At 37.8% G+C, this 21,493-nt stretch carries 24 protein-coding genes, 1 tRNA gene, 1 pseudogene and 1 riboswitch; of the genes and pseudogenes, 4 read left to right on the top strand and 22 right to left on the bottom strand.

The genetic code is table 11. The features are described 5' to 3' along the window. Positions 1 to 122 precede the first annotated feature (122 nt). The 3 genes and pseudogenes from ACFQ19_RS03750 to mntA form a co-directional block, all read right to left on the bottom strand. Positions 123 to 1,310 (bottom strand): DUF4317 domain-containing protein, encoded by a 1,188-nt coding sequence (locus tag ACFQ19_RS03750; protein WP_379590690.1) that lies wholly within the window; start codon positions 1,308 to 1,310, stop codon positions 123 to 125. 193 nt (positions 1,311 to 1,503) lie between these two features. Continuing rightward, positions 1,504 to 1,921 (bottom strand): annotated as a pseudogene (gene hepT, locus ACFQ19_RS03745) (type VII toxin-antitoxin system HepT family RNase toxin). Continuing rightward, complete coding sequence (gene mntA / locus ACFQ19_RS03740) at positions 1,911 to 2,318, bottom strand: type VII toxin-antitoxin system MntA family adenylyltransferase antitoxin (protein WP_379590689.1); 408 nt, start codon at positions 2,316 to 2,318, stop codon at positions 1,911 to 1,913. The pseudogene hepT and the gene mntA overlap by 11 nt, the downstream one beginning before the upstream one ends. Positions 2,319 to 2,493: 175 nt before the next feature. Between mntA and ACFQ19_RS03735 the strand changes: the two genes are divergently transcribed. Further along, positions 2,494 to 2,565, top strand: a tRNA-Ala gene (locus tag ACFQ19_RS03735). Between the two features lie 93 nt (positions 2,566 to 2,658). Here ACFQ19_RS03735 and ACFQ19_RS03730 read toward each other — a convergent pair. The 9 genes from ACFQ19_RS03730 to ACFQ19_RS03690 all read right to left on the bottom strand — a co-directional run bounded on the left by ACFQ19_RS03730 (position 2,659) and on the right by ACFQ19_RS03690 (position 9,022). Continuing rightward, positions 2,659 to 3,168, bottom strand: coding sequence for a YfiT family bacillithiol transferase (locus ACFQ19_RS03730; RefSeq protein WP_379590687.1), 510 nt, complete (start codon positions 3,166 to 3,168; stop codon positions 2,659 to 2,661). 187 nt (positions 3,169 to 3,355) lie between these two features. Next, positions 3,356 to 4,027, bottom strand: coding sequence for a hypothetical protein (locus tag ACFQ19_RS03725; RefSeq protein ID WP_379590686.1), 672 nt, complete (start codon positions 4,025 to 4,027; stop codon positions 3,356 to 3,358). Next, complete coding sequence (locus ACFQ19_RS03720; protein WP_379590685.1) at positions 4,028 to 4,672, bottom strand: HAD family hydrolase; 645 nt, start codon at positions 4,670 to 4,672, stop codon at positions 4,028 to 4,030. It abuts the gene before it with no gap. A 100-nt stretch (positions 4,673 to 4,772) separates the two neighbouring features. Then, entirely contained in the window at positions 4,773 to 5,294 is a 522-nt protein-coding gene (locus tag ACFQ19_RS03715; RefSeq protein ID WP_379590684.1) for a GNAT family N-acetyltransferase, read from the bottom strand. Between the two features lie 35 nt (positions 5,295 to 5,329). Continuing rightward, complete coding sequence (locus ACFQ19_RS03710; RefSeq protein WP_379590683.1) at positions 5,330 to 6,598, bottom strand: hypothetical protein; 1,269 nt, start codon at positions 6,596 to 6,598, stop codon at positions 5,330 to 5,332. A gap of 64 nt (positions 6,599 to 6,662) precedes the next feature. After that, entirely contained in the window at positions 6,663 to 7,979 is a 1,317-nt protein-coding gene (locus ACFQ19_RS03705; RefSeq protein WP_379590681.1) for a TolB family protein, read from the bottom strand. A gap of 100 nt (positions 7,980 to 8,079) precedes the next feature. Beyond that, positions 8,080 to 8,229, bottom strand: a complete 150-nt coding sequence (locus tag ACFQ19_RS03700) for a hypothetical protein (RefSeq protein WP_379590680.1) — start codon at positions 8,227 to 8,229, stop codon at positions 8,080 to 8,082. A gap of 212 nt (positions 8,230 to 8,441) precedes the next feature. After that, entirely contained in the window at positions 8,442 to 8,723 is a 282-nt protein-coding gene (locus ACFQ19_RS03695; protein WP_379590679.1) for a type II toxin-antitoxin system RelE/ParE family toxin, read from the bottom strand. Then, positions 8,723 to 9,022: a hypothetical protein gene (locus tag ACFQ19_RS03690; RefSeq protein WP_379590678.1), complete on the bottom strand. Its 300-nt coding sequence runs from the start codon at positions 9,020 to 9,022 to the stop codon at positions 8,723 to 8,725. The genes ACFQ19_RS03695 and ACFQ19_RS03690 overlap by 1 nt, the downstream gene beginning before the upstream one ends. Before the next feature lie 287 nt (positions 9,023 to 9,309). Between ACFQ19_RS03690 and ACFQ19_RS03685 the strand changes: the two genes are divergently transcribed. Then, positions 9,310 to 10,227, top strand: coding sequence for an AEC family transporter (locus ACFQ19_RS03685; RefSeq protein ID WP_379590677.1), 918 nt, complete (start codon positions 9,310 to 9,312; stop codon positions 10,225 to 10,227). Positions 10,228 to 10,327: 100 nt separating this feature from the next. Here ACFQ19_RS03685 and ACFQ19_RS03680 read toward each other — a convergent pair whose 3' ends face one another. From ACFQ19_RS03680 to ACFQ19_RS03670, 3 genes are all read right to left on the bottom strand, one after another. Then, the gene (locus ACFQ19_RS03680) at positions 10,328 to 11,242 is read right to left on the bottom strand and encodes a phosphotransferase family protein (protein ID WP_379590676.1); all 915 of its coding nucleotides are present in this window, start codon (positions 11,240 to 11,242) and stop codon (positions 10,328 to 10,330) included. Between the two features lie 232 nt (positions 11,243 to 11,474). Continuing rightward, positions 11,475 to 12,035 carry a guanylate kinase gene (locus ACFQ19_RS03675; RefSeq protein ID WP_379590675.1) on the bottom strand — a complete coding sequence of 187 codons (561 nt, stop codon included), beginning with the start codon at positions 12,033 to 12,035 and terminating at the stop codon, positions 11,475 to 11,477. Between the two features lie 389 nt (positions 12,036 to 12,424). Continuing rightward, a complete protein-coding gene (locus ACFQ19_RS03670; protein WP_379590674.1) occupies positions 12,425 to 13,846 on the bottom strand; it encodes a DHA2 family efflux MFS transporter permease subunit in 1,422 nt (473 codons plus the stop codon). A gap of 191 nt (positions 13,847 to 14,037) precedes the next feature. On the opposite strand from ACFQ19_RS03670, the gene ACFQ19_RS03665 reads away from it, so the two are divergent. Together ACFQ19_RS03665 and ACFQ19_RS03660 are read left to right on the top strand one after the other, a co-directional pair. Continuing rightward, positions 14,038 to 14,334 (top strand): TIGR04104 family putative zinc finger protein, encoded by a 297-nt coding sequence (locus ACFQ19_RS03665; RefSeq protein WP_379590673.1) that lies wholly within the window; start codon positions 14,038 to 14,040, stop codon positions 14,332 to 14,334. 73 nt (positions 14,335 to 14,407) lie between these two features. After that, the gene (locus tag ACFQ19_RS03660; protein WP_379590672.1) at positions 14,408 to 14,605 is read left to right on the top strand and encodes a DUF2188 domain-containing protein; all 198 of its coding nucleotides are present in this window, start codon (positions 14,408 to 14,410) and stop codon (positions 14,603 to 14,605) included. A 156-nt stretch (positions 14,606 to 14,761) separates the two neighbouring features. Here the strand turns inward: ACFQ19_RS03660 and ACFQ19_RS03655 are convergent, their stop codons facing one another. The 7 genes from ACFQ19_RS03655 to ACFQ19_RS03625 form a co-directional block, all read right to left on the bottom strand. Further along, entirely contained in the window at positions 14,762 to 15,898 is a 1,137-nt protein-coding gene (locus tag ACFQ19_RS03655) for a 5-methyltetrahydropteroyltriglutamate--homocysteine S-methyltransferase (RefSeq protein ID WP_379590671.1), read from the bottom strand. Between the two features lie 110 nt (positions 15,899 to 16,008). Then, positions 16,009 to 16,929: a LysR family transcriptional regulator gene (locus ACFQ19_RS03650; RefSeq protein ID WP_379590670.1), complete on the bottom strand. Its 921-nt coding sequence runs from the start codon at positions 16,927 to 16,929 to the stop codon at positions 16,009 to 16,011. Between the two features lie 80 nt (positions 16,930 to 17,009). After that, the gene (locus tag ACFQ19_RS03645; protein ID WP_379590668.1) at positions 17,010 to 17,531 is read right to left on the bottom strand and encodes a GNAT family N-acetyltransferase; all 522 of its coding nucleotides are present in this window, start codon (positions 17,529 to 17,531) and stop codon (positions 17,010 to 17,012) included. A 381-nt stretch (positions 17,532 to 17,912) separates the two neighbouring features. Continuing rightward, on the bottom strand, positions 17,913 to 18,107 hold the full coding sequence (locus ACFQ19_RS03640) for a hypothetical protein (RefSeq protein ID WP_379590666.1): 195 nt from the start codon (positions 18,105 to 18,107) through the stop codon (positions 17,913 to 17,915). A gap of 394 nt (positions 18,108 to 18,501) precedes the next feature. Next, positions 18,502 to 19,209 (bottom strand): ABC transporter permease, encoded by a 708-nt coding sequence (locus ACFQ19_RS03635; RefSeq protein WP_379590665.1) that lies wholly within the window; start codon positions 19,207 to 19,209, stop codon positions 18,502 to 18,504. After that, positions 19,206 to 20,054, bottom strand: coding sequence for an ABC transporter ATP-binding protein (locus ACFQ19_RS03630; RefSeq protein WP_379590664.1), 849 nt, complete (start codon positions 20,052 to 20,054; stop codon positions 19,206 to 19,208). Before ACFQ19_RS03630 ends, ACFQ19_RS03635 begins: the two co-directional genes overlap by 4 nt. A 111-nt stretch (positions 20,055 to 20,165) precedes the next feature. Continuing rightward, entirely contained in the window at positions 20,166 to 21,218 is a 1,053-nt protein-coding gene (locus ACFQ19_RS03625; protein ID WP_379590663.1) for a LytTR family transcriptional regulator DNA-binding domain-containing protein, read from the bottom strand. 109 nt (positions 21,219 to 21,327) lie between these two features. Then, positions 21,328 to 21,441, top strand: a riboswitch (TPP riboswitch). Positions 21,442 to 21,493 lie beyond the last annotated feature (52 nt).

Here is a 21,493-nt window from a genome sequence, read left to right as displayed (position 1 = left end):
TTGCTCTTATTGTAAAGTATCTACCTATTGCTGTAAATGCAACAAATATAATCATCCAGTTCCCTTTTTTATATCTCTGAAAAAGCCTCTCAGCCGTCATTTCGGCTAAGAGACTTCCCCAATTATTCTTCCTCTTCTACTTTATGGAATATCGCTTCCGGAATCATTTCAAATCCTTCAATCACCGTGTTCTCTTCCACTTCAATCATCAAACAGAGCTTTCCGTTCAGCGTTGTCTGGCGGACATAACGCAAATCTTGCGGGCATACTTTGATATCCGCTGCCTTTGTTTTAATTTTAATCGACTTTGATGTATATTTCGGTACTACACTGGTAGCCTTTAACTCATATTTTTCATCGTCAATCACCTTTTTAAAAGCGGACTCGACTTTTTCAGAATCAATATCCTTCACACCGCTGCTGGTTAACACTTGCTCTACATCTTTGTAATCCAGCCTTGGTGCATCCGGTTCTTCGTTTTCTTCCACCACACGTTGAATTTCATCATATACATTGGCGAGTGTGTTCGTATTGATCTGCTCGCCGGCAACATCTTTGACAATTTCCTCGAATACGACCTTATCATCCTCAGCTGTGGTTGCTTCCTCCGCATTCAGCACTTCTTCAATAAAATGATAATCCAGCTCAAATGGTTTCGCCGCCGTATAGAGCACATGGTTCACATCTGCAGCACCGCCTGTGAAAGCAGGGAATAAGAAACCGCCGATCGGTTGTTTTAAATTAATCACCGGATCCACTACAAAATGATATTTAAATTCCTTCTCTACATAATCAAACAGCAGTTCTTTTTTCGGATCCATCGTTTTATTGATACTGCATAAAATAAACGGACTCGAATACACCCTGTTTCTGCCGCTTTCTTCCGCCTCTTCATTCGACCGTTTCGTTGGCTTCGAGTACTCCCCATGAATAAATGTAATCACAATATCCATTTCATACTGCTTATCCTTGAGCATTTTCGCTACAATTTCCAGCATTTGCGACTTCCATTCCTCTGTATCGTTTGAAAGCATCCCTTTATGCAGGATAAGCTGGCTGCTGTCTTCCACATCTCGCTGAAATTTTAATTCAAATAATTTCTGATCGAGTTGTCCGGTAAGCACCTTTTTAAAATTTGCCATGAACAGATCCTTCTGTTCATCCTCCAGCATTTCAAACGGCGTACTTTCATAATGATAGATTTCACTCGATTCTTTCATAATATATACATTGAAAATATCCTGTATCTTTAATAAATCATTATTTACTTTGAATTGTTTTTTAATATCTGCAATATCTTGTTTATTCAAATTGGATTCTCCTCTGATTGTTAAATCGGGTTATCGTTTTGCTGTCTCATTTTCAACAGCGTCTTATCTATTTTATCATAAATCTATAGAGGTGTTCTTTTATTCATTCGAGAATTTCAGTAGAAAAATAAGCCTTCTTCATAGATAGAAAGCTTATTTTACAAGTTTCGTTATTCATTTGTATTTTTTATGATTACTTTTTACGCTGATAGGCCAAAACATCTTTTGTAAAAGTGATAAAATCATCTACATGGTGCACTATAATAGCTTCCATTATATCAAGGTTAAGCGCTTGATAATCATGTACAGCAATATTTCTAAAACCCACCATCGCTTTTAATTGGCTTGCAATCGGTTGACTAATAATATGATGCTCTTACAATATAACAAATGCATCTCTGCTAGTTTGAGGCAAGCCCAATTTTTCTTTTGAAATAATATGGCATCGCTAAGTCAATAGCCGCCTCACAAGCCCTTTGAATATTTAAAATAATAGAATCCTGCTTCGTATCATCTTGTAAATTATCCGCATTCTTGTCATAAACCTTTTTCACACGAATGAGGCATCTTTCAATCACTGCTATTTTATTAAAAATAACATCATTCGCCATACACAGACCTCTCTTCTTTAATCCTGTCTAAAATTGGTTTGCGTGCTTCATTCAGCTTTACATAAGAGCTTAAAGCCGTCATTCTTTGCTGATTAAAATCATTCCTGTCATTTGTATAGATGAGCAGCGCTGTACTATATATTTGTGCTTGAAATACCGTTGAAGCATCTTTTAAATGGATTAAATCAACATCTATTTTTAATATATCAGCCAGTTCCTGGGCTGCCATGAATACATCATAAGCTTTCGGGAAATCGTCTTTACACTGGAATGCAATATCCAAATCACTTTTTTCATGATTGGTGCCCTTTGCATAAGAACCAAAAATCAAAATAAATGCTGGATGAAATTTCGCAACAAGAAAATATTCTACTGTTTTAGCTATTTCCTGCCGCATAACCATCGCTCCCTTTGATTACTTTTTTATTATTATATCATTTTGATACGTAACGAACACTTTTCTTTTATTATTTCCAAACAAACTTATTTTAATATAAATCTTGATACAAACCTGCGAACAGTATATAATGTTCATTGTTGGATTGATTTTCACCCATGATTCATTTCATAATGGGGCTGTAGTTCAGCGGGAGAATACTTGTCTGGCAGACAAGGGGTCACGGGTTCGAATCCCGTCAGCTCCACTTTAAAAAACACGCTTGCTTATTCTAAAATTAGAATGAGAAGCGTGTTTTTTAAGTGCAAACCCTTATTATTTTAGTGCCAGGATAATTGTATTATTCAGATAACGCCACTTTTATATGGGCTAAGTGATGCTCTTCATGCCAGGCTAATTTCGCTACTTTTGTTGCAACTGTTATCTCATCACTTTGTTGGAGAGTAAAAACACGATCTAATTGCTCTTTCGTTAAGCTATCTCCTAAAGCTACAATGCGCTCATTTATCCCTTCCAGCATTTTAATAGAACTTTCTACAGGCAGACTTGTATCCGGTTCATGCGCCCACTTGTCTTGATCAAAAGCCGGTACGTTTGGATTTTCATCTGTTAAAGCCATTTTCAAACGTTGATACATATTCAATTGAGAATCTGCAATGTGATGAACAAGTTGACGCACTGTCCAGCTGCCATCACGATACGTTCTGCTTAATTCCTCCTCATTTAATGTGTCAACCGTTTCTCTTAAACGGCTCGTGTAACTTTCGATTTCCTTTAACCACTCTTGAACATTTTCTAAAGTTACGTTATTTGGAACTTCTAATTTTCCAATTGGAAATCTTACATCCATTTTAATCCCCTTCCTTTTTCGTGAATTACTGCATCATCTTTTTTTATATTTTAACATACAAAAATTAATTCGAAATGTGCGAGTCGAGTGTAAGACTCATTTTCTCAACAAAAAGACCGAAGTTATCATGCTTCGGTCTTTTTGTTGAGATGAGATAATTTAGCAAAACACGCTTCATCTGCACAGATCACTCTACTTCATTATCATCCACAGTAGGAATTAACCTGTATTCCCAATGGGTTTTACATTCATGTAATTTATAATTTCCTTCTATTTCATCTTTTGACATATATCCGCATTGCTGGTTCGTATTAAAAACATCTTGCACTTCATCTTCTGCAGCTCTATAGTAGCTCAAATCTGTATTAACCATAATCCATGCCTGATCAACACTTTTTTCATACCCTGATTTCAAATCATATATAAGTACACCTTGATCCCCTTCGTCCTTCACCACTCTAATTTCACTTTCATTATCTTGTCCATTTTCTCCTGCAGTCTCCATAAACGCTTCAAGCATATCTTTATTTTTCAATTCATTATTCTTATATACAACATCATCTTCATTGGGAACATATTCTTCCAAAGGCTCTTCTTGGTTCTGTTCCTCCGCTGATTCACCTTGTTTTTTTCCTTCCCAATCTTCAAAGAAATTCGTTTCTGTTTCTGGGCTGGTAAGTGATGAATCTTGTGTACTTTCTTGTCCAGGTACATTGTCATTTTCGTTTTGCATCCCATCATTATCTGATGACATGTGATTGGACTCAACATCCGAATCTTCCGTTACATTTCCACAAGCAGTCAATATAACGAATACGAATGCTAACATGCCCATTAGAAATATCTTATTATTTTTCATTTAGAAACTTCCTTTTTTTAATGATTGCACGAATTCATTTACACTATATAACATGTGGTCTGGCTGAACACTAAACTCCAATGCCTGATAATTCGGCAGCCAATGTACGCCGATCGTATATACGCCAGCTTCTTTCCCAGCCTGAATATCCGCATCACTGTCGCCTAAAAATACAGCATCCGTGTTTGTTACGTTCAGCTGTGCCAAAGCCTCATTCAAACCTTCTGGATGCGGTTTGGGTATTGTCACATCATCTCCGGTTATCATCACATCAAATACAGCATGCATATTCAGACAATCTAACGATATATGCAGACTTCTGCGTGCTTTTCCAGTTACAATCCCTAATGTATATCCTTCACTTTTTAAAAATCGAAGCAAATCGTTCATCTCCTCGTTCTGCCCAACGAGCTCCCGATGCTTTTCATTGTATTTTCCATAATATAATTCAATTGCTTTTTCATGATTAGCGTCTGCCAGGTTTTCTCTGATAATTCCCGTTTCAGATGGACCGAACATTGCTTTTATTTCATCGGATGTAAGTATCTTGTTGTCAAATTCCTTAAATACAGCTTGAAACGCATAAAAACAAACAGGTAACGTATCAGCAAGTGTCCCGTCAAAATCAAAAATAACTGCTTTCATCCTGACACACCCTTTTCATCATTTTGTATGCTGCGTTTTACGCTAAAGAGCCTTTTATGTAAATATGCTTTCCAATATTTTTCACCAGTAAGGTATAGTATCAATCTTCCTGGCATAATATCGAGACATCTTCCCAGCAAAAAGCTACATCCTCTACTGTCATTCCACCAAATTCACTTTTTCTGCGGAGGTATTCTTTCCCGCCCAGCCACTCATAAAAACCGAGGCCGGATTTATTTTGTTCCATCACCCATACCATCATGGAATAAATGCCTTTTTCCTGGAAATGATTCGCAACCGCTGAAATCAATTGTTTTCCAGTACCTAATCCTCTCGATTCCGGCAATAGGTAGAGTGCGTATAACTCCCCGCCAAATTTGTCGTCGTCCGTACTACTTCCTGCTGCAAAACCTATCTTCTCCCCTTTATCATTAACTGCAATGTAAATAAAGGGTTGATTTGTATCACTTAAAAATAAGAGCCAGTTTTGTTCAGCTTCTTCATATGTTAAGCTTTCCAAATAATGATTTGGTACTAAACCATCATAAGTCGTTTTCCACCCATCCACGTAGACTTTGGCTATGGATTTTATATCTTCTTCCTTTGCTTTTCTAATCTGCACCTTATTCCCCCTCATATTACATGGAATCTCTCAGATTATAAATCATTTAACGCAATGATTTCCCCGTCACTTGCATGCACGCCATACTGGCAATCTAATTTGCCGCATAATATATATTGTTTTTGTTCGAAATCATAGACATAATAAGGCTTTAACTCATATAATTCTTTCAATTTTTCATATGCTTCTTCCTTGCCAATCACAGCCCTATCCGCCGCTTGAAATTGGTCGAACATATCAAGCATGGATTTATTATCTACATAATTGACAGCTCGGCAGCTGGCTGCATCAATGATAACAGTGAGTTTTCTTTGAAATACGTGATTGTCCTGTTGATTTGTCCGTAATGTCGCATAAATATATCCTTTATCACGATGCAATGTTTTAAGTATCCAACTTCCTGAATCATCGGGATATTCCTGCAGTAACAAGTCTTTCACCGCCTGTATACACTGCTCTTGCTCATTTTTGGTAATTGGATAGGCATCCGGACTTGGCTCTCGCGAAAATGCTTGTTCTGCCGTTACCTCTTCCGTCCAGTCTATTTCTTGTATTTCAATTGGATTTTTAACTGTTTTATCGAAATACACCGTCTGATCCATGTTCAGATAACGGCTTCCATCACCAACTTCAAATGCCAGCGTCGCCATTTGGGAATTGGTAATAAACACTTCCTCTACGGCATATACAGGAACTCTTTTTTCTTGCTCATATGAAGGAAATTCAATCAGCTTTAATTGTTCCTTTGCTATATCTTCTACCTTATCAAAAGAGAGTGTATAAGATTCTTTTCTGATCAATGCGTTCGAAGGAAATTGCCCATGAACAGCAAAAAAAGTCAGCTCCCCTGCATCGTTATATTTTATCTCCACAGAGCCAGATGGTGAAAGCTCCATTCCATCATCCATTACGGTTTTAAACAGTAGCCTGCCTTCCTCTTCTTTATGAAGCGCCAACTGGTTTCCATACATTAATCCAGTTTCTTTTTCCATCCAATTTATCATCGCGTCTTTTCCAAGACCCGCAAAACAAATTCCATTTTCCGCAAAAGTCTTACCCATCACAAAAACAGCACTGACAAATTTCCGGGAATGGACATTAACTTCAATCACCGCTGTACCCTCCGGATTGGTATCATCCTCTGGCTTTTCTGCATGATTAGGAAACCATTCCATTGTTAAGGTGTATACCGTTTCACCGGAAAGCGTCACATGCCGGTTAAATGTATACCGTTCTAAATAGTAATCACCCAAACCAAATTTCTTTTTTGTCATATCCGTTAATTCTTTTATTCTATTATCCATTCGTTTCCCTCCAAGATCAAGGTATACGCTTACCAATAGCCGTTCTATAAACTTACCAAAATATTTATTTAACAAATCGTTTATAAATCAGTATAAATAATAAAACGATTATCGAACAGCCAAAGATTCCCACAGCCAACATTCCGAGTCCGATACCAAACCAAGGATCTCCAATTGCAGCTACTGCAAAACTAACTGCTAATACGATAATGGCAACCGAAAAACTGATGATGGAGGCCAGATACGCTCTGCCAGCATAATGAAGAAGGTACACACTCAACAAACTCATCATGAAGGTATACAGAATTGCAAGCGTTAAACTGTTCACCGCACGATCAAGCAATTGCATGAACAGGTGATTATCTGTTGGTTGAGGTGCGTCCAATTCGATTGGTTCTATATCATGTGTTGCCATATCAATGGCCCTCAACTGCTGTTCAGCTGGTTCCGATGGCCAGTTTGTATTTTCCAAGAACGCGATTGTATTTTCCTCATGAAAAAATACCGGTGAGTTTACCGCTGTGCCCAGATTTGTTAATCGCTCTACATCCTGTGAATCTATGTCTAACAAGAACAATTCATATTCAAAAAGAGAACTGTCTTGCGTTTCTTCCGATACATCTGTGAATGCCAGCTGCTCCCCGTTTGGTGAAAATTGCGGTTTATTAAATGATTGAGAGTTTGCTATCTCTTCCGAAACAATAGATGGATTTTCATTTACCGCACCGTCTTCCAAAGAGTAGGAAAAGACTTGTTCCTTCTCTCCATCAAATGCGCTAAAATAAATCATTTGCCCATCAGGAGAAAGGGAGGGATGATCCATAGAAGAATAATCGGCATCTGTCAGGTTTTCCATATCACTCCCATCTGTTTTTACGGAAAATAAATCAAATCCTGCACTTGATTCCGATCCTTCTCGCTGGTTAAATCCCTCTGCGTCGATTGCAACGAAAAAAAGGGGTTCCCCGTCATTGGAAAAAACACTATCCATCACGTGAATGGAATTGTCCGTCAACTGTTTTTCTTCGCTTCCATCCTGGTTCATCACCTGGAGTATGTTCATACCTTCTGAATCTTCACTTAAATAAGCAATATTCTGTCCATCTGACGAATACTTCGGGGCGCTATCCTGCCGATCAGCTGCACCGGCTATTTGCTCCACATCCGAACCATCAGGATTGGCTGTATAAATAGCTTCCTCACCATCTACATAATAAGAAAAAGCAATTTGCGAATCATCCGGAGCTACACTTATTTCTTCTCCCAGTCCGGTATAATAGCGATACGGATCATCATCTCTCAAAGCAGAATAGAGTATCGTTCCCACTAATAACACAAAAATCATACCAATTGTGACCAAAAGAATCCGCTTTCGTTTCATGACTGCTCCCCCCTTTATGCAAAACTTCCGAAAAGAAAAATTTCTGCAACCCTGTTTTTATGCATAACCTTTCTTACTTTATCATTTAACACTTTACCAGCTATTCTTGACGAACAGCACCTAAAAACTTTTCCATTCGATAAGCAATAAAGATAAGCGTCCCTGCCCCGGCACCTGTCATGATACCATCTGTAAAAAAGCCGATAATACCTCCAAGTAAAACGAATGTTGTAACCTGTAATTTCATCATATAATGTCTTGCACCCCGGTGTTCATATTTTTTTCTTTAGTAAGTTACTAAAACTCTTGAACGACTGTTTTATATCATAAGAATAAGTGTAAATTTAAAAGCTACGTTTTAATTTATAATGACTATTCGTATCTCGTTTTTGGATTACTTCTAAAAAAATAGAATCACTCCTTGTAAATTTCAACAGTATATTCACAAGGAAATGATTCTATTTATTTTTCTCCAGGAAATAACACAGCAAGCACGATGATATCATTTTTATCTTTTTCATAATACACTCGGAATTTCCTAATAACGAACCGTGATAAACCTTTATAAACACCAAATTCTTCAACGTATGTTTGACCAACAATTTCATATTTTAGAAATTCCTCAATATCTATAATCAATTTCACAATAAATTCCTGTGTCTCTTCTGCTGTGAAATGTGTACTTCTATATTCTAGCAGTTTCTTCCTTACAGTTGGCAGCCAAATTATATTGGGGACACCCACTATTCGAAATCCTTTACAGAAAATGAATGTAATAACTCAGAAGTTGACATTCCTTTGCCCTCTTTATATTCATTTTTACTTTCTTCAATCATCTGTTTAAGTTGAGGATTTTTTTCTGTATCCAGTTTAATGGAATCTTCATCTTCCTCCTGTAATACGAGGGTGAATTTTCCCTTACCGGCGATAGAAAACTGAAAAACGGAATTATCTCGATCCATATTTTCTATGCGCTTCATAAGCTCTTCTAAAGATTCAATGTATCCCACAAAATCACCACCACTTCGTATTTTCTTTATCATAACACATTAAAGCTTTTCCGTATCTTGAAAAGGGTAAAGATTCTTTCTGTTGATATGAATAAAAAGATAAACGTTTTGAATCACATTTTCTTTGAAATGCATTCCACTTCAACTTTTGATTCCTTACGATAACCAATGAATACGATCATTTTCTTTTCATATAACTATTACTTATCCAAAAAGATAATTTTTTGGTATTTTCCTTATTTTTCTTTCTATGATAGGATAAATTCATATTTACCAAAGAGCATTTATCCTATGATGAAATAGTCAGATTGAGGTTGGCAATGTTTATTTTTATTTTATTAGATGTCATCGTACCCATATTGATATTGACGCTGGTCGGTGCTGTTTTGCAACGGAAATTTCAATTTCATCTGAAACAATTATCTACGCTGATTACATATTGCCTCATGCCCGCAGCTGTATTTGTGAATATTTATCAGATTAATATTGAAATAGAAATTGTTGTCCAAATCATAAACTACGTCGTGCTGTATAGTTTGATTCTGATTGTTGTGAGTCATATTATTTCAAAACTATTGAAGTTAGATCGGGGAGAAAGTGCAGCTCTAAAAAACAGTATTTCATTAATGAACTCTGGCAATTATGGGTTGCCAGTAAGCCAATTGGTTTTCAGTCAAAATCCCATCGGTTTCTCTGTTCAAGTTTTTATTTTGATTTTCCAAAATCTTTTAACGTATTCTTACGGCATATATAACTTATTATCAGCAACCAAAACAATCAGAGGTATTATCCAATCATTTTTAAGATTGCCTGTATTCCATGCACTTCTATTAGGTTTGCTATTTCAATTGTTTTCCATAACGATTCCACAAGCTATTATGATACCGCTTGACCAGCTCGCGGATGGTTTCGTTGCCATCGCACTCCTATTACTCGGAGCACAATTAGCTAATATTAATCTGCATTTTTTCCACCGGGTAATTACATGGTCTTTGATTGGCAGGCTGATGATGGGGCCGTTATTAGCGTTGGGTGTTATATACCTGCTGAACATTGATGGAGTTGTTGCACAATCCCTATTTATCGCTAGTTCTTTTCCGACTTCCAGAAACACATCAACGATTGCGATGGAGTATCAAATCAAGCCGGAATTACATGCACAAATCGTTTTATTTTCAACCCTTTTCAGTATCATCACCGTAACTGTTGTGATTTATTTATCTTATATTTTGTTTTGATTGATGGAAGAGGTTGTCAAAAGGTTCGCAAATACAAACATACAGGATAGCGATGTTCATATCACTATCCTGCATCTATTTCTATATTCGATAAAGCACATCAGCACATATTTATTTTATCCCTTAACGATACCGCATAACCATCCATCCGCTCCACCATCCATTCAACCGTTATATCCGTTTTCCCAAAGACTTCCCATCCAGGATACACTTCCGGCTGCCCTTCCAAAACATCCATTAAGGAAACAATATCCCAATACACATCATAGAAAAAAGGACACCTTGCCTTCCTTTGATAAGCAGATAAAAAAGTATCTGCAGCTGCCACGCCATAAAGCATAGCGAGATTCCAACGACAGTGCCCCACGTCAATCCCAGCAGGGCCGAGACAACCGTTAGCCCAATCCACCACACCGCTAACCTTATTATCCTGCCATAATACATTCGTCGGATGAAAATCCCGGTGAATAAATTTCGGCATATAAGCTGGCTGCGGGAGCAACGCTATCTCTTTTAATGCCTGCCATACTTTTGGTTTGCCTGACCATGCCGGAATGTCAATCTGTTCCGCTTTTTGATAACGTTCATGCTTCCATGGAAAGGGCTCTGCCGAATGGTCATGGATTTGCGCTAATGTTTCCGCAAGCCCATACAGCCACGCATCTTGATCAACAGGTAATATATCTACTTTTCCAGCTATTTTGCTCATGAGAAGGAGCGGATCGCCGATAACTTCTCCATCCGGGTCAGCAGCTATACATTGCGGAGTTTCAACAGATAAGAATGCTGCTTCTTTTAAGCTATCCGCCTCTTGTTTGATATCTTGCGCTGTAAAACACTTCCTTTCATATCGGCGTAATACCAGCTCTAGTGTTTCCGAATCAGTAATTTGTAAAACGATAGCAAGCATCGTGGCTGTGGTGCTTCCTTTCAATGGATAAACCTCATGAATAATTGTCTCTTTAGGAAAATGAGAAACAATCCATTGCTCCAGCTTTTCTGGAATACAAACCATATCTTTTCTCCTTTATGCTATGAAAAATCCCCGTTTCTTCAAAACAAAACGGAGATCGTTCATGTTGTTATACTATTTTCCTTCTTCATCTTTGTAAGACACTTTAAAGAATGGCCCATTTTAAATTGCTATCTTATATTATGTAGAGCGTTCATTTTAATCACTAAAATGAATCACACTTAGGATGGGATCATACTAAAATCAATGGTGCTTTGTAGTGCATTCATTGTAATTATTTGTTAACCCTGTCGCCAACCACTTTTTCTGCTTGTTTCACTGCTTCTTCTAAATTATCGTTTATAATCGTCGTATCGAAAAACTTTTCGAGGGATTTTTCATATTCAATTCTTTCCATTCTTTTTTCGATATCGTCTTTAGAATCCCCTCTTTTCACCATTCGATCGATTACATCCTTATCATTAGAAGGTTTGACAAATACTAAGTACACATTATCTCCAAACAATTCTTTAAATCGGATTGCCCCATTCACATCAATATCCTTAATAATCTTATGTCCCTTGTTCATGCTTTCTTCATACTTGTCTTTGATGGTCCCATACCAGTTTCCGTGGATATTTTCTGCTTCAATAAATTTCCCATTGATTCTTGCTTCATTAAACTGGTCCAAATTAAAAAAGTAATACGGATTTCCGGAACTTTCTCCTTCCCGCATTTTTCTAGTTGTAACGGAAGGGATATATTCTAATTCCTTAAATTTCTTTAATATCTCATTTATGATAGAGTTTTTTCCTGCACCTGCATAGCCAGAAAAAACAATAATTTCTCCACTCATTCAAAACACTCCTCTACATTTACATTGATATAAGAACATGATACATGAGATTGTGCATATTTACACGAGATTTTTTTATATTATTATTTCCTTTTTTTGACTTGTTTAGAAAAGAACTTATCTTTCACTAAAACATGTTGATATGTCCGGTTGATTCATGCGCTTTACGATTATGTTCGCATGAGTGAAAATGCCGTTTCACCGTTGTTGCCATGGAAGGCAATCAGCCCGGCCAAGCTCACATACGCAGTATCTAAAGTTATGGTATCCTCCCATTAGATAATCGTCAAGCTCCTTCTTGCTGCAGGATGATAAATATCAAAAAACCCGTTTCACTAGCTAACGGGTTTTTAACCTTTATCGCAGTATAACTGACTGGCGTTTCATTTTTATGATACACGATTTTCCTCCGCAAGCTTTGCCTGTTCAGCAGGTGAAGGGTCGAATTTAATAAAGAAATAAGCGATCAATGTACATAAAGCTAATACAGCAATAACACCAAAAGCTGCATTCACTCCGAAAATATCCGGACGAGCAATTGATTCACCGCCTTCTGCAATCGCAGCCACCGAAGTCATAACCGTTACAAGAATAGCTGTCCCGACAGAAGCTGCTACCATACGCATCGTTCCGTCTAATGCTGCTCCGTGTGGAATGAGTTCTCTCGGCAGCTGGTTCAATGCCGCTGTCTGAATCGGCATCATAATCATCGCAAACCCAAACATACGTACAGCATATATCACTGTCACGAAAGTAAAGGTCGTATGGACTTGAAGAAAGATAAATGGAACGGTAGCTAACGTTATAATAACAAGCCCCGGCAGCACAATCCATTTCCCGCCAACCCGGTCAAAAAACCTGCCAATAACCGGCCCCATAATGCCTGTAATTAAAGCGCCGGGAAGCATTGACAGTCCAGCTTCAAATGCTGTAAAGTCCCGCATATTCTGCATATACAGCGGAATCAATGTTTCTATGCCTATCAATCCCATAAACGTAATGGAACCGATAAATACACTAAATGGGAAAATAGCATACTTAAATACCCTAAATTCCAACATCGGGTGCTTTAACCGAAGCTGCCGCAAAATAAATAACGTCATCGCCAGAATACCAATAGCGAGCGTTACCAGCGTGATCGGCGCTCCCCAGCCAAAATTCCCTGCATTGGTCACGCCATAAAGTACGCCTCCAAAACCAAATGAGGATAAAATAACAGAAAGGATATCAAACTTAGTTTTTTTTACTTCCGTTACATTACGCAGCGCAAAGAAGGCAATAATCATATCAATAATAGCAATCGGTAAAATAATATAGAACAACACACGCCAAGAGTAATGTTCTGTCACCCAGCCTGAAATAACAGGTCCAATGGCAGGGGCAAAGGAAATTACCAGTCCAATCAATCCCATTACCGAACCTCTTCTATTAATTGGAAAAATCAATAAGAATACAGTTGTCATTAACGGCAGCATCACACCGGCTCCCAGCGATTGAATCACTCTGGACGCAATGAGAAATTCAAAATTCGGAGCTATTCCGCCAATCAATGTTCCAACAGCAAATACACTCATCGCAGTCAGAAACAACTGCCTGGTGGTAAAACGGTCGATTAAAAATGCGCTGACAGGAATCATAATCCCATTTACCAGCATAAATACCGTTGTCAGCCACTGGGCACTGTTCGGTGTTACACCCATTTCATTGATAATTGGCGGTATCGCCGTAATCATTAATGTTTGATTTAAAATAGCAATAAAAGACCCTGCCAGCAGCAAGGCCACAACGGTCGGTCGATGTATTTGATTCATCTATCCATATCCCTTCTTACAGTTAAATTTGTAATCCGGTTCTCGAAACAATAAACAGCTTATTATAGATTAAGGGAAAAACGGAAAAGAAGCCAGCTTTTTTGAAAAAATGCACGCAAGCTGTGAAATGAAAATGTATTTTTCTTGTGTTACTCTTTTCATAGTATGATTTACGGTAAGGAGTGACAAGCATGCCGACGTGTCAGCATTGCCATCAGAAATGGACTTGGAAACAAACGATGAAAAGAACCGCTACCATAGACACCGCATATATCTGCCCATATTGCGGGGAAAAACAATATGCAACTAAAAAATCAAATATACAATTTTCACTTTTAATGCTTATCCCGTTAGCAGGAATGCTTCTAAATTTTTTTAATATATCACCCTGGTTTATTTTCAGTTGGCTGATTTTGGGAAGTATTGCTATTTTTAGCCTTTTCCCTGCTGTGTTAAAACTGACCAGTACGGAGGAATTTTTCTTTTAACTTTCATTCATGTTTCACTCACTCCAACTAAGGGAAAACTTTCCCTAACCGCGTTATAAAGGAGTTGAGTAAAATGAAAACATTTAGTGTCGCACCGAATGCAGATGAAACAAGCTGGTTTGTAAAACTGGAAAATGTCGCACCGGAAGAAACGTATGCCTCAAAAGATGATGCGCTTGCTGCTGCAGAGCAAATGGCGAAAGAGAACACACCAAGCAAGGTGGAAATCAGAGATATGGATGACAACATCCAAGATGAAAAACGATTCTAGAATGTTACATTCCAGTTGAATAAATAATACAGACAAGGAAGTGCTTCTCCAGCACTTCCTTGTCTGTATATCTTTAAGAAAAATGTCATTATTGAAAATAGCTTAAACAAGCGCTCTTCTCTATTTCCTTTACTTGTTCAAAAGAAATCAAAACGCTTATTTCCCCCAAACTTCTTCAGCAACTTCTCTAACTAAACGCAACTTATCCCATTGTTGCTCTTCCGTCAGAATATTTCCTTCCTCTGTAGATGCAAAGCCGCATTGCGGGCTGATACATAAGCGTTCAATCGGAACATATTTCGACGCTTCTTTGATACGTTTTTTGATTTGGCCTTTATCCTCCAGTTCCGGGAGCTTGGAAGAGAATAACCCCAATACTACAAGCTTATCGTCATTAACATTAACGAGTGACTCAAATCCGCCTGCGCGCTCCGTATCAAATTCTAAGTAATATGCTTTCACTTTTTCTTGCGTAAATAATATTTTAGCAATGGTGTCATAAGCACCTGACGAAGCCCATGTAGAATGATAGTTTCCTCGGCACACATGTGTTGTAATTATTAAATCCTTTGGATGGTTTTCAATCGCTTTATTATTTAAATTCACATAAAGCGTTCCGATATCTTCTACGTTCGCTCCATCATGGCGGTTTGCCCAATAGTTTTCATCGACAAGCATTCCCCATGTGCAATCATCTATTTGCAAGTTTCTGCAACCTGCTTCATACAAATCTTGAATAACGGTACGATATGCCGCCGCAATATCTTCTGCCAATTCTTTCTGATTCGGATAAAGCTGATTGGTTATTTCTACGTTTTCCGGGCGTTGCAGCTCTGCTAAGAACTGTGCCGGAGCAGGAATCGTCTGCCTCGCCACTACTTTCTCATCTGCAAATTGCTGAACGAATTGAAAATGCTCGACAAAAGGATGATTTTCGCCGCTGATTTTTCCAGTTAAACGAGCTGTTTCTGCACGTGTTTCTTCGCCTTTAAATTGGTAGCCTTGGTCGATCTCCTGTTTTTTCACCCCTTGCAGGCCCCACATAAAATCGAGATGCCACCAGGAACGTCGAAACTCTCCATCTGTAATTGCTTTTAACCCGACATCCTTCTGTTTCTGGATTAAGTCTTTAATCGTTTCATCTTCAACCGCTTTTAACTCCTGCTCAGAAATACTTCCTTTTGCAAATGCTTTACGAGCTTCCTTTAATTTTTCCGGACGCAGGAAGCTTCCCACATTATCAAAACGGAAGGGTGTTTCGGTACGTATACCTTCTTTACTTGCCACTGCCATTGCTAATCTCTCCTTCGTTTCATTGGTTGAGATTAGTCTATCATAGAAATCCTATTATCAGATAACACCTAAAATCTATCGTTCAGTATAGCTTTTATCTATATCCAGTATTACGGTAAACGTTGTCTCTCTTCTTCAATACTGGACTGCAAGTACGCAATATAGGTTTCCGCCATCGGGCTAAGCTCCATATCTTTATGAACGATATAGCCTACGTGAATGATTTCATCAACTTTCAACGGCACCGCAATAATATTATCGCCATTCAATTTTTGACTGATAACCCCAGTAGATATCGTATAGCCGTTCAGTCCAATCAGCAGGTTAAACATCGTCGCCCGGTCCCGGACATGAATATTTTTGGGGCGGGTCAGCGTGCTTAATATCTCTTCCGAAAAATAAAAGGAATTGTAATCTCCTTGTTCATACAGCAGATAAGGGTATGGCTCTAAATCTTCCAAAGTGACATAATCTTTTTCTGCAAGTGGATTCTCCCCGCTGATAAATACATGCGGTGTTGCTTCAAATAGGCGGTGGAAGACTAAATTCCCTTCTTTTAAAAATTTGCAGATGATTTGCTCGTTAAAATCATTCATATACATAATACCGATTTCGCTATTTAAATTTTTGACATCTTCTATGATTTCATATGTCCTTGTTTCCCGTAGTGTGAAATCATATTCATCCCTGTCATAATCTTTTAGCAGACGGACAAAAGCGCTGACTGCAAACGCATAGTGCTGAGCAGACACCGCAAAATGATGCTGAGGTGCTGCATTGTTGGAGTAACGATTTTCCAGTAATTCAGCCTGCTCCAAAACTTGTCTGGCGTAGCCTAAAAATTCAGAACCCTCTTTCGTTACATGAATCCCTTTATTTGTACGGGAAAAGATTTTTACACCAATTTCTTTTTCCAATTCTTTTAACGCGTTGGACAGGCTTGGCTGACTGATAAACAGGGTTTGAGCTGCTTTGGAAATGGAGCGGCTTCTCGCTACTTCAATGACGTATTTTAATTGTTGTAAGGTCATATTTTATCTCCCTTTTGCCTGCATCATATCTATATTCTAACTAGAAGAATATGCATATGATGCCGCTTATTAAAACTCTCTTATGATAAAAATAATTGATACGCATATCTCTCTCCATTCACAAACGGCAAATGAATAATTCCTTTAAACGCAAACCCTGCTGATAAGATAACTTGCTGCATGGCTCGGTTTTGAGGATGGGTATCAATCCGTATTTCAGCTAACCCTTTTTCTTTACATACAAGTAGCAGCAGTTTTAGAAACGTTTTTCCATAACCTTTTCCATTTATCTCTGGATTGATAGCAAATTTATGAATGGTCGCATAATCTCCTTGTGATGTATCCCAATCACCATAACATATGGATGAATAAGCTGATTCTTCTTCATCCGTTATAATTGCTGTACCAATGATTGTTTGATTCATCGTAAAAACATAATTATTTCCACTCTCTATCTTATTTTTGATATCTGCTTCTTTGGGAGCATCTTCATTGGACCATTGCGGCGATCCAGATGCAGCCAGTTTATTTCTGGCGTGGTTAATAATGTGCATAATCTCTTGGAAATCATCGTGATTTCCAGTTCTTATTTCAATGTTCATGGTTGTCACCTGCTTTTTTTGTCTATCTAATTATTGCTAACCGCTAAAATTAAAATTCACCCATTATCTTAAAACAATATATAAGAAATTAAGAAATAAGAATAATAAGCGATAAAGTTAATATGAAAATTCCATTTTCTAAATCTGTACAAGTATCGGATAGTTCATTGATGCTTTGCTTATCAAAATGCGTGCATATAGAATACAATATTCAAGACGCACTATCCGATTCTATATTTCTTCAGTTATTCCCTTGGAGTTACTTTAAAAACTGCAAAGCAATAAATCTCCCTATAGGATTTCAATCCCCAAATGAAAAGCTATTGATGAGCTTATCAAGACGAGCCCAAAAATAGCTTTTCATATCGCGAATTGGCGTAATTACTTTTTATCAAACATCTGATACCAGGCATAAGCAAACAGCGTAACGCCAACCCCCATATTCCAGTTCCATATATTCGCATCAAAGTTTAAGTAATAAAAAACATTTAAACCCATAATGACAATTCCGAAAAGAAATAGGACAGGAAATACTATATTTTCTAAACTACATTTTCTGCCAAAGATTTGAATCATTATTATTTCCACACTCCCAATAACTTTTAAAATATACACAGATTCTTTTCTTTCTTTAAAATGCTTTTCAAAGAATTAGCTTATTATATAGTAATTCTACATATCATTGAAAAAACCTTCACAACCATTTTATTTTTCTTATATGATTGTATAAACCAAAAATAGCACCGCAAATGAGCCTGAGCTAGATAATCAGGCTTTTTATGCTCTTTTATACGCCTTTTCCATTGCAATGTCAGTGTATACTCTTTAACAGGGAACCTATATATTAAATAAGATCGTTAATAAATTCAATATTGTTTAAATATCCGTAAAGCCATTTAAAGAGCCGCTTCCACTCTTTAAATGGCTGCAAATTTCATAATATCTATCTAAACAGAAACCAATTATCCTCTTAGTCCATCATCCGCTTCTTAAATGTCACAGCAGCCAACACCAATGATGCCACAACCCATGCTCCGATAATAGCAAATGGCTTCCATAGCTGACTAAAACCTGCTCCTGTATCTTCTAATTTCACAATTTCCTCCAATTGGATCCCAGGTGTATATTCTAATACTTGCAAGAAGGTATACTGATCTGCAAATGCCATAAACATATTCCCCATCCCAAATATAAACATGACCGGGAGAATATAGACAGATGCTTCTAAAACACTTCTTGTTATCAAGCCCATCCATGTACCTAATGCAATAAAGAAAATAAGAGAGAGTATAACCCCTGCAATCAAAACACCTCTGCCTGCAAAGGAAAAATTCATAAGAAGCATACAAACGCCGGTTACAACCACGGTAATAACAATTGTCACAGCACTTTTTCCAGATAGTATTTCTGTCAATGTGGCTGGGGAAAGCATCAGACCACGCAACGTATTTTTCTCTTTTTCTTCTGCGATCATCGCACATTGCAGGAAAGTGCCGACCAGTGCAAGCGATATGCTGATTACAAATACATACATCTCTATCGTTATATTATCCATTCTTCCATATATAACAGCAAAGACTAGCGGCATCAATGCTGTGGATGAAACATACATATTTCGATATAAATCTTTTAAATCCTTCTGAAAAATAGCCATGAATCGTTTTACAGAAAATGTCATACTAATTCCCTCCCAGTTACTTCAACAAAGATATCTCCTAAGGTTGGCTCTTTTGTATAAATACGCTCCACCATTTCCCGGGAAATATATTGTTGAATTTCCTCAGCACTTGATGCTTTCAAGGGAAACTCTAATTCTGTTCCATCCTTTAATTCGATGCCGATAATCTCTTCCCGATACTGTTTTTTTAGTTGTTTTGGTTCATCTAAAAGCTGGACAATCCCTTTATTTAAAAAGGCTACCTGATTACAGAGATGATCCGCTTCCTCCATGTCATGTGTTGTCAGAAAAATAGTCGTTCCCTGTCGATTCAGTTCTTTTAAACCATTATGAATATGTTTTGAATTCGCAGGGTCCAATGCCGATGTCGGCTCATCTAAAAATAATAACTCAGGCTTATGCAAAAGTGTTCTTGCCAGCAACACACGCTGTGTCATCCCTTTGGAAAGTTTCGAAACCTGTGTTTTTTTCTCCGCACCTAAATTCACTGATTCCAGCGCTTCATCAATCCGCTTATAAGACGTATCATATAAATCTGCATAAAGCTTTAAATTATCATAAATGGTCAGCCTCGCATATAAACCGCTATTATCTGTTACAACGCCAAAACGTTTCCGATATTCAGGTGTATTTAACTTTGAAACAGGTACTCCAAAGATACTCGCTGTACCTCCGCTCTGTCTCATTTGTCCAGTTAAAATTTTAATCGTTGTTGTTTTGCCTGAACCGCTTGGGCCAAGAAAACCAAATGTTTCTCCTTTTTTAACCTGGAAGGACACATCATGTAACGCTTGTTTGTCCCCAAAAACCTTCTCTAAGGATGCTACTTCAATCATATTCTCCACTCCCAAAACCTCCTGTGTCAGTTAAGTTGCCTGTGACTACAGAATAAGCTCTTTTCAGCAACAGCGCACTATATTTCCGATGAATGGAGTATATATGACGTTGAATTGTGTTTATTCTACCCCCAATAATTCTTTCAGCTCGTTCAACTTTGATTTCGATAGCGGGACTTCAGAGCTTTTTTTATCAACAAGAGATAAACTGTAGCTGTTTCTCGTCCAGGTAATCACTTCTCTTATTTTTTGAAGATTCACAATATAGGAGCGGTGACAACGAAAGAAGCCTTGATGGGACAGACGCTGTTCCAATTCTTTTAGGGTAAGCCCTGTCGGAAATCCTTCTCCGCGGGTATAGAGATAGGATTGTCCATCCTGGCTTTCGATATAATCAATTTCCTGTGGATCAAATAAAATGATTTTATCTTCTACTTTTGCGGAGATTTTATTTATCTGGAAAGCCTGCTTTATTTGGACCGTGTCTTCCGCTGTTTCCTCTGTATCTATTTCTAAGGATGTTAAACGTTCATTCTTCTCTGATTCGACTTCCATTTGCTTTATCCCCTGTTCATCTAAACGATAGACTGTGTCCGCAATCGTGATGGCGCTCTCTGTACTTGTTGTTAAAATCAGCACCGCCTTCTGTTGATTCTGCAGAAATTCGACAAATTGATGCAGGACGCGCTTTGTTTCTAAATCCATATTTACTTCAGGCTCTTCAAAAATCACCACTTCCGCTTCCTGCATTAATATTCTTCCAAACTGAACACGCCGCTTCTCAGAGCGATGAAGCTGATGCATCTTCCATCTCGCTTTTTCCTCTAATTGAATTTGCAAAAGTACTTCTTTTACAGAAACCTTTCTTTGATATAAAGAGCCAATAAATTTCAAATATTCCTGCACTTGCATTCGTTCGTAAATCCCTTCTTCATACCAGCAAACACCTAAACAGGAAAAGTATTTCTGTTTATCCTCCTGTAATGTTTGATGCTGAACCTGAATCGTTCCATTTCGTACATTTTCTTTTCCGGTAATCATCTGCAGCAACACGGAACGAATATTAACAGTTGATTGAATTGCTTTTATTTCTCCAGCTTTTACTTCTATATCTATCTTAGGGAACAATGTCTGGTCTCCCTGACGATATTCCATACCATTTATTTTTAGCATCCTTCATACCTCTTCCTGTCAATATATCATTATGAACTTGCAGTTTAATTATTCATTCATGACAAACTGCTTCATCTTTGATAAAGTAGAATCAAAGAAAATTATGAAAAGCAACTACTAGGGGAGCCCAACATGGCGGGCTGAGAGGAAAGCATGCTCACTTTCCGACTCTTATAAACCTGATCTGGTTAATACCAGCGTAGGGAAGTAGTCAATCAACGTATGATTACTCTCAGTATACCAAATCAGGCTTCCCGACAAAGCCTGATTTTTTT

The organism is Oceanobacillus locisalsi (genome assembly GCF_042675985.1).
GTDB classification, from domain to species: domain Bacteria; phylum Bacillota; class Bacilli; order Bacillales; family Amphibacillaceae; genus Oceanobacillus; species Oceanobacillus locisalsi.
The sequence above is the reverse complement of the archived record's forward strand: the minus strand, read 5'-3'. Positions and strand labels throughout refer to the sequence as shown.

Excerpts from the sequence above, each read along its gene's own strand:
- mntA (WP_379590689.1), bottom strand. The coding sequence starts at position 2,318 with ATGCGGCAGGAAATAGCTAAAACAGTAGAATATTTTCTTGTTGCGAAA.
- ACFQ19_RS03730 (WP_379590687.1), bottom strand. The coding sequence starts at position 3,168 with ATGGATGTAAGATTTCCAATTGGAAAATTAGAAGTTCCAAATAACGTA.
- ACFQ19_RS03725 (WP_379590686.1), bottom strand. The coding sequence starts at position 4,027 with ATGAAAAATAATAAGATATTTCTAATGGGCATGTTAGCATTCGTATTC.
- ACFQ19_RS03720 (WP_379590685.1), bottom strand. The coding sequence starts at position 4,672 with ATGAAAGCAGTTATTTTTGATTTTGACGGGACACTTGCTGATACGTTA.
- ACFQ19_RS03710 (WP_379590683.1), bottom strand. The coding sequence starts at position 6,598 with ATGGATAATAGAATAAAAGAATTAACGGATATGACAAAAAAGAAATTT.
- ACFQ19_RS03705 (WP_379590681.1), bottom strand. The coding sequence starts at position 7,979 with ATGAAACGAAAGCGGATTCTTTTGGTCACAATTGGTATGATTTTTGTG.
- ACFQ19_RS03700 (WP_379590680.1), bottom strand. The coding sequence starts at position 8,229 with ATGATGAAATTACAGGTTACAACATTCGTTTTACTTGGAGGTATTATC.
- ACFQ19_RS03690 (WP_379590678.1), bottom strand. The coding sequence starts at position 9,022 with ATGATAAAGAAAATACGAAGTGGTGGTGATTTTGTGGGATACATTGAA.
- ACFQ19_RS03685 (WP_379590677.1), top strand. The coding sequence starts at position 9,310 with ATGTTTATTTTTATTTTATTAGATGTCATCGTACCCATATTGATATTG.
- ACFQ19_RS03680 (WP_379590676.1), bottom strand. The coding sequence starts at position 11,242 with ATGGTTTGTATTCCAGAAAAGCTGGAGCAATGGATTGTTTCTCATTTT.
- ACFQ19_RS03675 (WP_379590675.1), bottom strand. The coding sequence starts at position 12,035 with ATGAGTGGAGAAATTATTGTTTTTTCTGGCTATGCAGGTGCAGGAAAA.
- ACFQ19_RS03670 (WP_379590674.1), bottom strand. The coding sequence starts at position 13,846 with ATGAATCAAATACATCGACCGACCGTTGTGGCCTTGCTGCTGGCAGGG.
- ACFQ19_RS03665 (WP_379590673.1), top strand. The coding sequence starts at position 14,038 with ATGCCGACGTGTCAGCATTGCCATCAGAAATGGACTTGGAAACAAACG.
- ACFQ19_RS03660 (WP_379590672.1), top strand. The coding sequence starts at position 14,408 with ATGAAAACATTTAGTGTCGCACCGAATGCAGATGAAACAAGCTGGTTT.
- ACFQ19_RS03655 (WP_379590671.1), bottom strand. The coding sequence starts at position 15,898 with ATGGCAGTGGCAAGTAAAGAAGGTATACGTACCGAAACACCCTTCCGT.
- ACFQ19_RS03650 (WP_379590670.1), bottom strand. The coding sequence starts at position 16,929 with ATGACCTTACAACAATTAAAATACGTCATTGAAGTAGCGAGAAGCCGC.
- ACFQ19_RS03645 (WP_379590668.1), bottom strand. The coding sequence starts at position 17,531 with ATGAACATTGAAATAAGAACTGGAAATCACGATGATTTCCAAGAGATT.
- ACFQ19_RS03640 (WP_379590666.1), bottom strand. The coding sequence starts at position 18,107 with ATGATTCAAATCTTTGGCAGAAAATGTAGTTTAGAAAATATAGTATTT.
- ACFQ19_RS03635 (WP_379590665.1), bottom strand. The coding sequence starts at position 19,209 with ATGACATTTTCTGTAAAACGATTCATGGCTATTTTTCAGAAGGATTTA.
- ACFQ19_RS03625 (WP_379590663.1), bottom strand. The coding sequence starts at position 21,218 with ATGCTAAAAATAAATGGTATGGAATATCGTCAGGGAGACCAGACATTG.